Consider the following 14,673-nt stretch of genomic DNA (forward strand, 5'->3'; position numbering starts at 1 on the left):
TCATTAATTCTGGTGCGTCAAGCTGATAGCACTTCAATTTGGCCCAACCGGCGGTTCATTGCAAATGCACAGTTCAAAGCCGCTTTTGTACCTGCGCCACGAAATCGTCACCGCGCTGTTCGAAATTGTCGTACTGGTCGAAACTGGCCGCCGCGGGCGCCAGCAGCACGGTCTCACCCGGCGCGGCGTCGCGCATGGCCTGTTCGACCGCCTCGGCCATGGTGGTGCAGACGCGGGTTTCGACCGACAACTGCATGGCGAACGCGGCCGCCTCGCGCCCGATCACATAGGCGCACAGAACCTCGTCGGTCGCGTCGTTCAGCGCGGCGATACCGCCCTCTTTCTCGAGCCCGCCGCAGATCCAGCGGATCTTTTTGAACGCGCCCAGCGCCTTGGCCGCGCTGTCGACATTGGTGGCTTTGGAGTCATTCACGAATGTCACACCATTTGCCTCGGCGATGATCTGGCTGCGGTGCGGCAAGCCTGGATAGCTGTGCAGAGCGTCCTCAATCATCTTGGGCGCCAGGCCCAGTGCGCGACAGGCGGCATAGGCCGAACACGCGTTCTGGTGGTTGTGCGTTCCGGGCAAGCCCTTGATGCCGCGCAGGTCGATCGAGGCGGCCTGCCGCCCCTTGCGGTATTCCGACAGGAACCCCTTGCGCGCAAAGACCTGCCAGCCCGGGCCAGCCAACTTGCGCGCCACCGAGACGCGGATCACCCGGTCGTCGCCCGGCCCTTCGGCAAGTTGCCCTGCCAAAAACGCGCCTTCGATCTCGTCCACGCCGATCACGGCGCGGTCGGGACCGCCTTCGGAGAACAGGCGGCGTTTGGCGGCGAAATAACCGCCCATGCCCCCATGCCGGTCCAGATGGTCGGGCGAGAGATTGGTGAACACCGCCACGTCGGGCGTCAGCGCACGCGCCAGCTCGGTCTGATAGCTGGAAAGCTCCAGCACCACCACCGATCCATCGCCGCCGGGCTCGATATCCAGCACGCCGCGCCCGATATTGCCCGCCAGCTGCGCCTCGCGCCCCGACTGGGTCAGGATGTGGTGGATCAGCGCGGCCGTGGTCGATTTCCCGTTCGAGCCGGTGACGGCGACAACGCGCGGCGGCACGTCAAACTTGTCCCATTCGGCACCGCCCAACGAGCGGAAGAACAGACCAATGTCATTCTCGACCGGTACGCCAGCCTGCAGTGCGGCGGCAACAACCGGGTTGGGTTCGGGATAAAGATGGGGAATGCCAGGCGACACGATCAACGTGGCGATCGCGTCAAAGGCACCCTGCCTTCGCAGGTCCTGACACATGAACCCCTCGGCCTCGGCCTTTTCGCGCGCGGCGGGGTTGTCATCCCAACACACCGGCTCGGCCCCGCCAGCCCGCAATGCGCGCGCCGTGGCCAGGCCCGACCGCCCCAGCCCCAGAACCGCAACCTTATGTCCTGAAAACCCTTTGACCGGGATCATGTCGCGCACCTTCTTCCATCTGCCAATGCGCCGCCACCCTGTACCGAAGAATTGACCCTTGGCAAGGGCGGCGTCAGGCTCGCGCCCTCGGCGCGAGCCGGGCTCAACGGGCACAGGCGGGCCGCAGGCCCACCGCGCCCGGCTGGAGCCTTACCGTACTTTCAGTGTTGCAAGGCCAATCATCGCCAGGATCAGCGAGATGATCCAGAACCGGATCACGATAGTCGGTTCGGCCCACCCCTTCTTCTCATAGTGGTGATGGATCGGCGCCATCAGGAAGACCCGCCGCCCTGTGCGTTTGAAATACAGCACCTGGATGATCACGCTCAACGCCTCGACCACGAACAGGCCGCCGACGATGGCCAGAACCAGCTCGTGCTTGGTGGCGACGGCGATGGCGCCCAGCGCACCGCCCAAGGCCAAAGACCCGGTATCCCCCATGAACACCGCGGCGGGCGGGGCGTTGTACCACAGGAACCCAAGCCCGCCACCAAACAGGGCTGCGGTGAAGATCAGGATCTCACCCGTGCCGGGCACGTAGTGCACGTCCAGATATTCGGTAAAGTCGACGCGGCCCACCGCATAGGCGATCACGCCCAAAGTCGATGCCGCGATCATCGCGGGCATGATGGCCAGCCCGTCCAGCCCGTCGGTCAGGTTCACGGCATTCGCCGCCCCCACAATCACCACGATCGAGAACGGAATATAGAAGATACCCAGATTGATCAGCGTGTCCTTGAAGATCGGCACGGCCAGCTGGTTCTGCAGCATCTCCGGGTGGTGCAGCGTCGCCCACAGCGCGGCCAGCGCGGCGATTATGATGCCCAAAGCCAGGCGCATTTTGCCCGAAACGCCCTTGGTATTCTGCTTCGACACCTTGGCATAGTCGTCCGCGAATCCGATGGCCGCATAGGCCAGAGTGACAAACAGAACCATCCACACATAAGGATTGTCCCACCGTGCCCAAATCAGCGTGGACGTCACTAGAGCACCTACAATCAGCAACCCCCCCATCGTGGGTGTGCCGGCCTTGGTAAAGTGCCCCTCGGGGCCGTCATCCCGGATTGGCTGACCTTTGCCCTGTTTCCTGCGCAGCACGTTGATCAACGGCTTGCCGAACAGGAAGCCAAAGATCAGGGCCGTCAGAAAGGCGCCGCCTGCGCGGAAAGTTATGTAGCGGAAGAGGTTGAAGAAATCCCCTCCGTCCGACAGGCTGGTCAACCAATAGAGCATTACAAAACCTTTCTCACACCGCGGTCATGGGTGGTCATGCATCAAGCGCGCCCACTTGCCCCATTTTCCGCAAACCGTCAACAATCCGTGCCAGCGCCATGCTGAGAGAGCCTTTGGCCAACACGGCATCGCCCGCCCGAACCAGCTGCGGCAGCTCTTGAACCATTTCGGCGCTGGTCTCAGACCACAGCCCGCGCTTGTCCTCGGGCAGGGCCTCGTGCAGCGCCCGCATCAACGGTCCAATGCAGTGCACCTTGTCGATCTGGGTCATGGCCGGCACATCGGCCAGCCCTGCGTGCATGGCGCGCTCTTTTGGACCCAGCTCCTTCATGTCGCCCAGAAAGGCGATGCGCCTTTCGCCCTGCGCTGCCGCCAGCACATCCAGCGCCGCCGCCATCGAGGTCGGGTTGGCGTTGTAGCTGTCATCCAGCAGTTCGATCTGCCCGTTGTCCGGCAATGTCAGCACCTCGCGCACGCCCCGCCCCGTGACCGGCGCCCATTTGGCCAGGCCGGCAATGGCCGCGTCCAGATCGACACCCAGCGCGACGCAGGCAGCCAGCGCGCCCAAGCCGTTCATGGCAAAATGCGTCCCCGCAGACTGCACATCGAAGGCGAAAGGCTGGCCCATCGCCTCGGCGGTCACGTGGATGTCAGTGGGCGACTGGGTCACGCCGATCAGCCGATAATCCGATGCGGTGCGGCCGAAATCCACGATCACAGCGCCATGCCGGGCGGCACAGGTGCGCAGGATGTCGGTGTGATCCAGGTCGGCGTTCACGATGGCAGTGCCGCCGGCCTGCAGCCCATCAAAGATGGCGGCCTTTTCGTGGGCTATGCCGGCAACTGACTCGAACGCCTCGAGGTGAACCGCGGCGACGGTGGTAACCAGCGCCACATGCGGGCGAGCCTGCCGCGCCAGAGGTGCAATTTCGCCGGGGTGGTTCATGCCGATCTCGATCACCGCATATTCGGTGTCGCGCGGCATCCGGGCCAGAGTCAGCGGCACGCCCCAATGGTTGTTGTAGCTGGCAACGCTGGCATGGGTGCGGCCCTGATCCGACAGGATGGTCGCCAGCATCTCCTTGGTCGAGGTCTTGCCGACACTGCCCGTCACCCCAACCACGAGGGCCTTGCACCGATCACGGGCGGCGCGGCCCAACGCCTCGAGCGCGGTCTGCACGTCGTCGACGATCAACAATGGCGCATCGGCGGCCACGCCGTCCGGGACGTGCGTCACCAGCGCGGCGGAAGCCCCTTTTTCCAGCGCCTGCGCCACGAAATCATGCCCGTCGCGCGCCGCTTTCAACGCCACGAACAGGTCGCCCGGTTGCAGCGTGCGCGTGTCGATCGACACGCCGCTCGCCTGCCAGTCGGTCGTGGCCTGTCCGCCCGTCGCGGCGGCGGCCTCGGATGCGTTCCAGAGTGTCATGCGACCCTCCCGTCCAGTGCGGCCACGGCGATGCTGGCCTGTTCCACATCATCGAAGGGCAGAACCTGGTCACCCACGATCTGCCCGGTCTCGTGCCCCTTGCCCGCGATCAGCAGCGCATCGCCCGGCTGCAATGCATCGATGCCGCGCAGGATGGCCTCTGCCCGGTCGGCAACCTGGGTTGCGTCGGGGGCCCCGGCCATCACCGCGGCGCGGATGGCTGCGGGGTCTTCCGAGCGTGGGTTGTCGTCGGTGACAAAGACGATATCGGCGTTCTCGGCCGCGGCGCGGCCCATCAGCGGGCGCTTGGTCGCGTCGCGGTCGCCGCCCGCGCCGACGATGGCGATCAACCGACCCATCACATGCGGACGCAGCGCCTGCAAGGCGGTGGCCACGGCGTCGGGCGTGTGCGCGTAGTCGACGAATACCGCAGCCCCGTTGCTGCGGGTCGCCGCCAACTGCATCCGCCCCCGCACCGTGGTCAGATGCGGCAGGGTGTCGAAGACATGTTCAGCCTCGTCTCCGCTGGCGATGACCAATCCGCAGGCCAGCAGAACGTTTTCCGCCTGAAACCCGCCGATCAGGTTCAGCCGGGTCTGGAAGGCCTTGCCGCGCCAGGCAAAGCGCAAATCCTGCCCGGTGGCGTCAAACCGTTGGTTCAACAGGCAAAGATCAGCGTCCCCGCTGCCCACGGTCAATACTGTCTGACCGCGCGCCTGCGCGATATCACGGATCGCGGCGCCTTTCGGATCATCCATGTTGATGACCGCCGTTCCGTCCTGCGGCAGAGCCCGGTCGAACAGGCCGGCCTTGGCGGCGAAATACGCCTCGAACGTCGCGTGATAGTCCAGATGATCCTGGGTGAAATTCGAAAACCCCGCCGCCGTCAGGTGCACGCCGTCCAGCCGGCGCTGTTCCAGACCATGCGACGAGGCCTCCATCGCGGCGTGGGTCACGCCGGCCTCGGCGGCCTCAGCCAGACAGCGATGCAGGGTGATGGGTTCGGGCGTCGTGTGGGCCAGCGGTGCCGTCCACGCGCCCTCGACCCCTGTGGTGCCGAGATTGACGGCCATGTGGCCCAGTTCCGTCCAGATCTGGCGCACGAAGGTCGAAATCGAGGTCTTGCCGTTGGTGCCGGTGACCGCCACCATGGTGCGCGGCTGCGCCCCGAACCACAATGCGGCGGTATATGCCAGCGTCTGGCGCGGGTCCTGCACCACCACCAGGGCGGCGTCCGAGGCAGCCAGTTCATCAGCGGCGATCCGTGCGCCTTCGGCATCGGTCAGAATGGCGGCGGCCCCCATGCGCAGGGCATATTGGATGAATTCGCCGCCATGCACGCGCGTCCCCGGCAGCGCCGCGAACAGAAAGCCGTCCTTGACCTGGCGGCTGTCAACGGCCAGCCCCGTAATCTCCGGGTCGGCACCGCCCCGCGCGGTCAGGGCCAGCTGGCTGAGTTTCTTTGACCTTGCGCCCATGACCCACCTCTGTCGGACTGCCTAATTGGAGGTCAGCGTTATAGCAGCGCGATCCTCAGGCTCAAGCCGCGGACGCAGCCCCAGCAGCGGCGCGATGCGGCCGATCAACTCGGCCGCCACGGGCACCGCCGTCCAGCCTGCCGTGCGGCGCTTTTCGCCGTAGGCCAGGATCGACGGTTCGTCCAGCGCAACGATCAGTACATATTTCGGATCGTAGGCCGGAAAAACCGAAGCGAAGGTGGCGATCACCTTGTCATCATAGTAGCCGCCGCGCGGCTTGGGCTTGTCGGCGGTGCCAGTTTTGCCGGCCACAGCATAGCCCGGAACGTCACCAAAGCTGGCGGTTCCATCCGTCACCACCTTGCGCAGCATCATCAACGATTGTTTGGCCGCGCTTTCCGACATCACGCGCGGCCCGTATTGCGGGCCGTTGCGGCGCAAGATCGTGGGGCTGACATAATGCCCGCCATTGGCGATGGCCGCATAGCCCGCCGCCAGATGCATCGGGCTGGTCGACAGGCCGTGGCCGTAGGAAATGGTGACGGTGCTCAATTCGCCCCACTTCTTGGGCTTGAGCGGCACCCCGCCCTTGGCCTCGACGATCTCGAACGGGGTGGGGTCGAACATGCCCAGCGCGTTCAGGAACTGCTGCTGGCGCTCGGCGCCGATCTGCAGCGCCAACCGCCCCGTGCCGCGGTTCGAGCTGTGCACAATCACATCGGCCACGCTGATCTTGCCGTAATTCTTGCCGTTGAATTCGCCGATCGGGAAACGCCCGATCTTCATCGGGCCCGAGGTGTCGATGATCGTGTCGGCATTGACCAGCCCCAGATCGACCGCTTGCGCGGCGGTGAAGATCTTGAAGACCGACCCCAATTCGTACACGCCCTGCACATAGCGGTTGAATAGCGGGCTGTCCGAAGGGTCGAACCCCGAGGTCGGCGGGCGCGGACGGTCGTTCGGATCGAACGAGGGCAACGAGGCGGCAGCAATCACTTCGCCGGTATGGGCGTTCATCAGAACCGCCGAGGCGCCTTTGGCGTTCATTATCTTCATGCCGCCGTCCAGAACCTGCTCGACCGCTGCCTGAACGGTCAGGTCAAGCGACAGCTGCAGCGGCTTGGTTCCGTTGGCCGGGTCGCGCAGATAGTCATCGAACTGTTTTTCCACCCCGGCCACACCGATCACCTCGGCAGCCGAGACGCCTTCGCGCCCAAAGCCTGACCCGCCAAGGATATGCGCGGCCAGCCGGCCGTTGGGATAAAGCCGCATTTCGCGCGGACCGAACAGGATGCCCGGATCGCCGATGTCGTGCACCGCCTGTTTCTGCTCGGGCGAGATGCGTTTCTTGATCCACAGGAATTTGCGCTTGCCGGTGAAGTCCTTGACCAACCGCTCTTTGTCCAGATCCGGGAAGATCGCCACCAGCTTTTCCGCGGCCGCGATCGGATCGATCATCAGCGGGGGCTGGGCATAAACGGAATAGGTATCGAGGTTGGTCGCAAGGATTCGGCCTTCGCGGTCCACGATATTCGCCCGCTGCATGGCAATCGACGCGCCCGGGGCGCTCGCCAGCGGCTCTTGCGCCTCCGAAGTAGCCAAAGCGCCCATCCGGAACCCGACAACGGCAAAAGCCGCAAAGAAAAACGCGCTGAGCACCAGCAACCGCCCCTCGGCGCGAGCGCGGGCGCGGTCCTTCATCTCTTCGTGGCGGCGGCGGATATTCTCGCGTTCGATCACCTTGGGGTTTTCCCCGCGGGCGCGGGCCTCGAGGATGCGGGCAAGCGGGCGGAGCGGTGTTCGGGTCATGGGATCTGCACCTCGCCCAGGGCCTGGGTGTCGGTGATGGCCTGCAATTCGATCGGGTCGGCGATGGGCAGGTCGGGATCCTCCGCATAGGCGATCTGGTCCGCGCGCCCAAACTGCTCGGCACGAAGCGGCAGCAGGCCCAGACGCTCGAAATTCAGGTCAGCCAATTCACGCAGTCGGTCCGGGCGGTTCAGATAGGCCCATTCGGCCTGCAACACAGCCAGCCGGGCCTGCGCCGCGCCGATCTGGTGCTGCAGGGACTGGGTTTCCTTCAGTACCTGTTGGGTGCGGTAGTTTTCCTGATAGGCCCACAAGGCCAGCCCGAAAACACCCAAGGCGGTCAATACAAACAGAATACTCTTCATCTTGCCTTTCCCCCGATCATGGGCATGCCGATGGCGCGGGCATCAATTTCCCCCGCCGGAGCATCGGTACGAACAGCAACCCGCAACTTGGCCGAGCGCGCGCGCGGGTTGTCCTGCAACTCCTGCGGGTCGGGGCCGATGGCCTTGCGGGTCTTCAATGTGAATTGCGGCTGATCCTGCTGGATTTCGGGCGCATAGCGATTGGCGCGTCCGGTCTTGCCCGCGCGCGATTGGAAAAAGCGCTTGACCATCCGGTCCTCGACCGAGTGGAAGGTGACCACGGCCAGTTGCCCGCCCGGCTTCAACGCGCGCTCGGCGGCCATCAGGCCCTGGAACAGCTCCTCGTATTCGGCATTCACCGCAATGCGCAGCGCCTGGAACGACCGAGTGGCCGGATGGGATTGTCCGGGCTTGGCGCGCGGCAGGCAGGATTCGACGATCTCGGCCAGACGCAGGGTGGTGGTGATGGGCGACTCGGTGCGGGCCTTGACGATGGCGCGCGCGATGCGGCGGCTGGCCCGCTCTTCGCCATAGTGGAACAGGATGTCGGCCAATTGTTCCTCGGTCGCGGTGTTGACCAGATCAGCTGCGCTTTCGCCCTCCTGGCTCATGCGCATGTCCAGTGGGCCGTCCTTCATGAAGGAAAAGCCGCGCTCGGCCTGATCCAGCTGCATGGACGAGACACCAAGGTCCAGCACCACGCCATCGAGGTTGCTGGCGTATTCATCCATGCGAGAAAAGACACCCGGCTGCATCACCAGCCGATCGCCATATACGGCTGCCCACTCCGCCGCCATTTCAAAGGCCAACGGATCGCGATCGACACCGATAACCATGTCGGCGCCAGCCTCAAGCAAACCCCGGGTATAGCCGCCTGCACCAAAGGTGCCATCCAGCCACGTGCCAGATACCGGATGAACCGCGTCCAGCAACGGGCGCAGCAGAACGGGAATGTGGAGTTTATCAGATGAAGTGTGATCCGCGCCGGCCATGCCGTCACGCACCTTCGATGCCGTCAAGGAACTGCATCGGATCGAAATCCTCGGGCAGTTCGTCCAGCCAGTCTTCGGTGGCGGCCAGTTCCTCGGCCTCGTATGTCTCGGGCTTCCAGATCTGAAACGTGTCACCCGCAGCGATAAAGAACGCCTCGCCTTCCAGCCCGATCTTGTTGCGCAGCTTGGCCGGCAACACCAGGCGTCCGGTTTCATCGACGTTGGTCGGGAAAGACTGCCCGTGGAACAGGCGCTGCAACATCTTGCGCTGCATCGAGCCGCGCGGCAGCGCGTCGATCTTGGCGTCGACCTCGTCGATCGCCTCCATAGTATAGCATTCAAGGTATTTGCGGCGGTGGTCACCGTAGACGATTACCAGTTCAGGATTGTCGCCAGGCTGCCAGTTGGGGTCCGAGGCCTCGAGCACACGGCGAAACGAGGCCGGGATCGACACCCTGCCCTTCGCGTCCACCTTGTGGTGGCTTTCACCTCTAAACCTGCGCGCCAAGACGACTGTCCCTTTCGCTTGCGCCCCACCTACGTCTTCCCCCGGATGAAAAACGGCGGGTTGATCTGCTGCCACTGATCAACCCGCCGCATTGACCCGCTTCGCGGGATGTCCAGCTGCGCGCGCCACCTGGGGGGATGTCTGCTCGCCCGCGCGCCGGATCTCTTGAGTGATGAAAGCGAGATGCCTGTATGAAACCTGTTTATTTTTGGTTCGGGGTCGTTTGGCGCCCCATGTGCCTCGTCCTCATCGGATGAATAAGGGATGCCATGGGAATTCATGGAAATCAATGAGATTTTTTTCCAAGAAGGTTAGATTCGGAAAACTACAGCAGTAGAAATTCATACGCAAACATGAAATCTGTCCACAGTTAGACGCATGAAACCAATCCCACACAACATATAGACAAATATCGTGCTAGAAAATTTTTCCCACGATTTCCCACATTTTCTGTGGAACGACCCTGAGTCCGTCCAATACCCTCACTAATTCGGCCATATGGCGCCGAATCACCCTGCGATCCTGGCCGAGCCCCGGAGAGACCGCCCCGGATTTCCCACCAATTCCCGCCAGTCCCACAAAGTCCCATGACCCCACCCAAATTGGTAGTTGACCCAGACGCACAAAAATCGCGCAGTCCTGAACCGCACAAATTCCACGTTTACGCGCGCAAATTTTCATCAAAATGATGGGCGGCAGCCAGACCCGAGCAATGCCCCGCAGTTCGCGCTAACGAAAATATCCATATTTTAAAGGCATATTTTCGGGTGTCTGGATTCCGGCAGTCAATCTATGCACTTGCTGCATAGCAGCATTGATCCTGTCCGGTATTGTGCAATCGCAGCATTTGCCTATCTTCAGTCTCAAGCAAGCGCCGGAACATCGCGGCGGAAACGACAGATGATTGGGTAACGAACATGGCAGTCGCAAGCACCAACAGCGCACACAAGAGCGCATCGACATTTGGTTTCGCCTCTCTGATCGAAACCATGAAGACCCGTATCGCACGCTATCGCGTGTACCGCCAGACGGTGAACGAACTGTCGGAACTGTCGGACCGTGAGCTGGCCGATCTGGGCCTTCACCGTTCGATGATCCGTCGCCTGGCCATGCAGGCCGCCGAAGAACAATTCGCGCGCTGAGCGCCACGAAACATCGAGATCAGGTCCACTCCTCCTCCCATAGGACCTGTATTTCAGCGGCAGCATCTCTCCTCCTCCCTGATGCTGCCGCACCCTATACCGGCCTCAACCTGCCGGATGCTGATACATCGGGGCTCTCCTCCTCCCTGCTCTGATGTTGAAAGCGCGCGGTGGCATCTTCCTCCTCCCTGATGCCACCGCGCCCTTCGAATACCGGGCCAGACCCGGAAACGCATACATCGGGTTCTCCTCCTCCCTTCCCGATGTGAAAAGAGCGCGGTGGCACCCTTCCTCCTCCCTGGTGTCACCGCGCGCTTCAGATACCGGGGAAAACCCGGGTTCGGATACATCGGGGCTCTCCTCCTCCCTGCTCTGATGTTGACAAGAACGGCGGTTCCCTCCTCCTCCCTGGGAACCGCCGTTTTATTTCTTTCGGGCATGAAAAAGGCACCACGGGCAGGACCGGGCGCCAATCAACAAATCGAGCATGTGCCGGCAGGCACATTCAACAGGATTAGAACGGCACGTCGTCTTTTGCGGATAGATACTGCGCGACGACCTTCTTTGTCCCGGCCTTGTCGAACTCGACCTCGACCTTGTCCCCTTCGATCCCGACCACGCCGCCATAGCCGAACTTCTGGTGGAACACTCGCTCGCCCAGCGTGAAGCTGGCCACGGCGGTCGCGTCGATCACGGTGTTGCGGGATTCGCGCGGCTGTGACATGCCGTATTGCCCCTGCCGCGACTGCATCCGTTTCCAGCCGGGCGAGTTGTAGACATTGGCCTGCGCCGCGCGGGTCTCGATACCTGCCGACATCTGCCCGCCACCATACAGTCCCGGAGGCGTCAGCACCTCGACATGGTCCTCGGGCAATTCGTCGATGAAACGCGAAGGCATCGCGTTCTGCCACTGCCCGAACACCCGCCGGTTGGCGGCGAAGGAAATGGTGCAGACCTCTTCGGCGCGGGTGATTCCCACATAGGCGAGCCGCCGTTCCTCCTCGAGCCCCTTGAGGCCGGATTCGTCCATCGACCGTTGCGAGGGGAACAGCCCGTCCTCCCAGCCCGGCAGGAACACGGCCGGGAACTCCAGCCCTTTGGCCGCGTGCAGGGTCATGATCGAGACCTTGGGCCCGCCGCTGTCCTGTTCATTGTCCATCACCAGGCTGACATGCTCCAGGAATCCTTGCAGGTTCTCGAAGTTGTCCAGCTGGTTGACCAGTTCCTTGAGGTTTTCCAGCCGCCCCGGCGCCTCGGGCGTTTTGTCGTTCTGCCAGTGGGAGGTGTAGCCGGATTCGTCCAGCACGATCTGCGCCAGTTCGATATGCGACACCTCGGGCGGGCCGTATCGGATGGGCGCGGTGCCGTCGTCGATGACCGCATCATCCTCGATCTCGATGCGCGGACCGCGGGTCATCGCGTTCCAGCGGGCCAGCCCCTCGACCAGGTCGCGCAGGGCCGCACCACCCTTGCCCTTGATCAGCCCTTGTTCCACCGCGATCCGCGCGCCCTGAACCAGCGACACGCCATGTTCACGCGCGGCGCGCTGGATCGTCTGCTGCGCCTTGTCGCCAAGGCCGCGCTTGGGGGTGTTCACGATCCGCTCGAAGGCCAGATCATCCTCGGGGCTGACCACCAGCCGGAAATAGGCCATGGCATCGCGGATCTCCATCCGCTCGTAGAATCGCGGGCCTCCGATCACCTTGTAGGGCAGACCGATGGTCAGGAACCGGTCCTCGAAGGCGCGCATCTGGTGGCTGGCGCGCACGAGGATGGCGATGTCGTCCAGGTTCATCGGCCGCACGCCGCGGGTGCCACCCTGCATGGCGTCGATCTCTTCGCCGATCCAGCGGGCCTCTTCCTCGCCATCCCAATGGCCGATCAGGCGGACCTTTTCGCCTTCGGGCTTTTCGGTCCACAACTCCTTGCCCAGACGGCTTTCGTTGCCGCGAATGACGTTCGAGGCGGCGGCGAGGATATGCGGGGTCGAGCGGTAGTTCTGTTCCAGTCGCACCACATGGGCGCCGGGAAAGTCTTTCTCAAAACGCAGGATGTTGCCCACCTCAGCCCCGCGCCAGCCATAGATCGACTGGTCGTCGTCGCCCACGCAGCAGATATTCTTGTGCCCGCCCGCCAGCAACCGCAGCCACAGATACTGGGCGATGTTGGTGTCCTGGTATTCGTCCACGAGGATGTAGCGGAACCAGCGCTGGTATTGTTCCAGCACGTCCGGGTGGGTCTGGAAGATGGTGACCATGTGCAACAGCAGGTCGCCGAAATCCACCGCGTTCAGCTCGCGCAGGCGGGTCTGGTATTGAGCGTAAAGCTCGACGCCCTTGTTGTTGTACGCCCCGGCATCGGCGGCGGGCACCTTGTCGGGCGTCAGGGCGCGGTTCTTCCAGTCGTCGATGATGCCGGCCAGCATCCGCGCGGGCCAGCGCTTGTCGTCGATATTGGAGGCCTGCACCAGTTGCTTGAGCAGGCGCAGCTGGTCGTCGGTATCCAAAATGGTGAAGTTCGATTTCAGCCCCACCAGTTCCGCATGGCGGCGCAGCAGCTTGACGCAGATCGAGTGAAAGGTGCCCAGCCACGGCATCCCCTCGGCGGGCTGACCCAGCAGGCGGCCGACCCGTTCCTTCATCTCGCGCGCGGCCTTGTTGGTGAAGGTCACGGCGAGGATCTCGTTCGGGCGGGCCCGGCCGGTGTTCAGCAGATGCGCGATGCGGGTGGTCAGGGCCTTGGTCTTGCCGGTGCCCGCCCCGGCCAGCATCAGGATCGGGCCATCCAACAACTCGACCGCTTCCCGCTGGGCCGGGTTCAGTTCATTCAAGTAGTCCGCCTCGGGCCGAAGCGCGGCCATGGCGCGGGCCGACAGCGAGGCGCCTTCGAAGGCGTCATTTTCATCGAAACTGCTCATGCGCCCAAACTAAGCCGGAAGCGCGCCGAGGGAAAGGGTTTGTTCACGGCTTGTTCGCACGGTTTTGCGAATTTCTTTCGTAGCGCTGGTTGAGCCGTCAGGCGCGGGCTGCATCCGACTGAAACCCTTGCCGAATCGGGCCTCAGGTCGGATCAATCGGCATGGACCTGCACAGCACCTATCCGGGCATCGAGGATCTGAAGCGCCGCGCACGCCGTCGGCTGCCGCGCTTTGTCTGGGACTATGTCGACAGCGGCACCGGGGCCGAGACCGCGCTGAAACGCAACCGGGCGGCGCTGGACCGTATCGGGTTTCTGCCCGCCATCCTGAAAGGCCCGCTGGAGTTCGACACCCGCACCCGCTTTCTGGGGCGCGACCATCCCATGCCCTTCGGCATGGCCCCGATCGGGATGTGCGGACTGGTCTGGCCGGGGGCCGAGGCGCTGATGGCGCGCGCCGCCGCGCAGGCGGGCATTCCCTATGTTCTGTCCACCGTCGCCAGCCAAAGCCCCGAGGACATGGCCCCGCATATCGGCGCCGACGCCTGGTTCCAGTTATACCCGCCCAAAAACCCCGAGATTCGCGCCGACCTTCTGAGCCGCGCCCGGTCCGCCGGGTTCGGCACGCTGGTGCTGACGGTCGATGTGCCCGTGGCCTCGCGCCGGGAACGGCAGACCCGCTCGGGCCTGACCCATCCGCCGCGCCTGACGCCGCGCCTGCTGGCGCAGATCGCCGCCCGCCCGGCCTGGGCTTGGGGCATGGCGCGTCAGGGCATGCCCCGGATGCGCACGCTGGACAAATATATCGACGGCACCGCCAACCTGCCACCCACGGCGCATATCGGATACCTGCTCAGGACCTCTCCGGGCATGGATTACGTCAAGTGGCTGCGCGACCACTGGCAGGGTCCGTTCATCATCAAGGGCGTGCTGCGCCCCGAGGATGCCGAGCGGTTGAAACAGGCCGGGATCGACGCTCTGTGGGTGTCGAATCACGGTGGCCGCCAGTTCGATGGCGCGCCGGCCAGCATCGACATGCTGCCCGCCATCCGCGCCACGACCGACCTGCCGCTGATCTTCGACAGCGGGATTTCGGGCGGTCTGGACATTCTGAGGGCGCGCGCCTTGGGCGCCGATCTGATCATGCTGGGGCGGGCTTTCCTCTATGGCGTTGCAGCATTGGGCGCGCACGGCCCGGCCCATGTCATCGATATTCTGCGGCAGGATATGCTTGCAAATATGGGACAATTGGGTGCCGCAACGCCAAAAGATTTGCCTGATGTTAACGCAAACATTGATGCCGCGATGCAGCATGTGCCATAAAACGCCGCAA

Annotated in this window: 11 protein-coding genes; 2 read left to right on the forward strand and 9 right to left on the reverse strand. The window is 63.6% G+C overall.

Annotated features, from left to right (window positions below; translation table 11 throughout):
• Positions 1-73 precede the first annotated feature (73 nt).
• The 8 genes from murD to mraZ form a co-directional block, all read right to left on the reverse strand.
• Entirely contained in the window at positions 74-1,468 is a 1,395-nt protein-coding gene (murD, locus tag AC2FNZ_RS12670) for a UDP-N-acetylmuramoyl-L-alanine--D-glutamate ligase (RefSeq protein WP_496840865.1), read from the reverse strand.
• A gap of 150 nt (positions 1,469-1,618) precedes the next feature.
• Complete coding sequence (gene mraY, locus AC2FNZ_RS12675; RefSeq protein WP_093964837.1) at positions 1,619-2,701, reverse strand: phospho-N-acetylmuramoyl-pentapeptide-transferase; 1,083 nt, start codon at positions 2,699-2,701, stop codon at positions 1,619-1,621.
• Between the two features lie 34 nt (positions 2,702-2,735).
• The gene (locus AC2FNZ_RS12680; protein WP_093964836.1) at positions 2,736-4,130 is read right to left on the reverse strand and encodes a UDP-N-acetylmuramoyl-tripeptide--D-alanyl-D-alanine ligase; all 1,395 of its coding nucleotides are present in this window, start codon (positions 4,128-4,130) and stop codon (positions 2,736-2,738) included.
• Positions 4,127-5,608 (reverse strand): UDP-N-acetylmuramoyl-L-alanyl-D-glutamate--2,6-diaminopimelate ligase, encoded by a 1,482-nt coding sequence (locus tag AC2FNZ_RS12685; protein ID WP_496840866.1) that lies wholly within the window; start codon positions 5,606-5,608, stop codon positions 4,127-4,129. The genes AC2FNZ_RS12680 and AC2FNZ_RS12685 overlap by 4 nt, the downstream gene beginning before the upstream one ends.
• A 21-nt stretch (positions 5,609-5,629) precedes the next feature.
• On the reverse strand, positions 5,630-7,417 hold the full coding sequence (locus AC2FNZ_RS12690) for a peptidoglycan D,D-transpeptidase FtsI family protein (RefSeq protein ID WP_170368138.1): 1,788 nt from the start codon (positions 7,415-7,417) through the stop codon (positions 5,630-5,632).
• Positions 7,414-7,782, reverse strand: coding sequence for a cell division protein FtsL (ftsL, locus tag AC2FNZ_RS12695; protein WP_093964833.1), 369 nt, complete (start codon positions 7,780-7,782; stop codon positions 7,414-7,416). Before ftsL ends, AC2FNZ_RS12690 begins: the two co-directional genes overlap by 4 nt.
• The gene (rsmH, locus tag AC2FNZ_RS12700; RefSeq protein WP_496841127.1) at positions 7,779-8,774 is read right to left on the reverse strand and encodes a 16S rRNA (cytosine(1402)-N(4))-methyltransferase RsmH; all 996 of its coding nucleotides are present in this window, start codon (positions 8,772-8,774) and stop codon (positions 7,779-7,781) included. The genes ftsL and rsmH overlap by 4 nt, the downstream gene beginning before the upstream one ends.
• 4 nt (positions 8,775-8,778) lie before the next feature.
• Positions 8,779-9,282 (reverse strand): division/cell wall cluster transcriptional repressor MraZ, encoded by a 504-nt coding sequence (gene mraZ, locus AC2FNZ_RS12705; RefSeq protein WP_093965061.1) that lies wholly within the window; start codon positions 9,280-9,282, stop codon positions 8,779-8,781.
• A 917-nt stretch (positions 9,283-10,199) separates the two neighbouring features.
• On the opposite strand from mraZ, the gene AC2FNZ_RS12710 reads away from it, so the two are divergent.
• Positions 10,200-10,424: a DUF1127 domain-containing protein gene (locus tag AC2FNZ_RS12710; protein WP_093964832.1), complete on the forward strand. Its 225-nt coding sequence runs from the start codon at positions 10,200-10,202 to the stop codon at positions 10,422-10,424.
• Between the two features lie 514 nt (positions 10,425-10,938).
• Here AC2FNZ_RS12710 and AC2FNZ_RS12715 read toward each other — a convergent pair.
• Entirely contained in the window at positions 10,939-13,341 is a 2,403-nt protein-coding gene (locus AC2FNZ_RS12715) for an ATP-dependent helicase (RefSeq protein ID WP_496840867.1), read from the reverse strand.
• A 161-nt stretch (positions 13,342-13,502) separates the two neighbouring features.
• On the opposite strand from AC2FNZ_RS12715, the gene AC2FNZ_RS12720 reads away from it, so the two are divergent.
• On the forward strand, positions 13,503-14,663 hold the full coding sequence (locus tag AC2FNZ_RS12720) for an alpha-hydroxy acid oxidase (protein WP_496840868.1): 1,161 nt from the start codon (positions 13,503-13,505) through the stop codon (positions 14,661-14,663).
• Positions 14,664-14,673 lie beyond the last annotated feature (10 nt).

This window comes from Ruegeria sp. SAZA006, assembly GCF_059613465.1.

What these genes read in the sequence shown, in the direction of transcription:
- murD (WP_496840865.1), bottom strand. Translation starts at nt 1,468, where the DNA reads ATGATCCCGGTCAAAGGGTTTTCAGGACATAAGGTTGCGGTTCTGGGG.
- mraY (WP_093964837.1), bottom strand. Translation starts at nt 2,701, where the DNA reads ATGCTCTATTGGTTGACCAGCCTGTCGGACGGAGGGGATTTCTTCAAC.
- AC2FNZ_RS12680 (WP_093964836.1), bottom strand. Translation starts at nt 4,130, where the DNA reads ATGACACTCTGGAACGCATCCGAGGCCGCCGCCGCGACGGGCGGACAG.
- AC2FNZ_RS12685 (WP_496840866.1), bottom strand. Translation starts at nt 5,608, where the DNA reads ATGGGCGCAAGGTCAAAGAAACTCAGCCAGCTGGCCCTGACCGCGCGG.
- AC2FNZ_RS12690 (WP_170368138.1), bottom strand. Translation starts at nt 7,417, where the DNA reads ATGACCCGAACACCGCTCCGCCCGCTTGCCCGCATCCTCGAGGCCCGC.
- ftsL (WP_093964833.1), bottom strand. Translation starts at nt 7,782, where the DNA reads ATGAAGAGTATTCTGTTTGTATTGACCGCCTTGGGTGTTTTCGGGCTG.
- rsmH (WP_496841127.1), bottom strand. Translation starts at nt 8,774, where the DNA reads ATGGCCGGCGCGGATCACACTTCATCTGATAAACTCCACATTCCCGTT.
- AC2FNZ_RS12710 (WP_093964832.1), top strand. Translation starts at nt 10,200, where the DNA reads ATGGCAGTCGCAAGCACCAACAGCGCACACAAGAGCGCATCGACATTT.
- AC2FNZ_RS12715 (WP_496840867.1), bottom strand. Translation starts at nt 13,341, where the DNA reads ATGAGCAGTTTCGATGAAAATGACGCCTTCGAAGGCGCCTCGCTGTCG.
- AC2FNZ_RS12720 (WP_496840868.1), top strand. Translation starts at nt 13,503, where the DNA reads ATGGACCTGCACAGCACCTATCCGGGCATCGAGGATCTGAAGCGCCGC.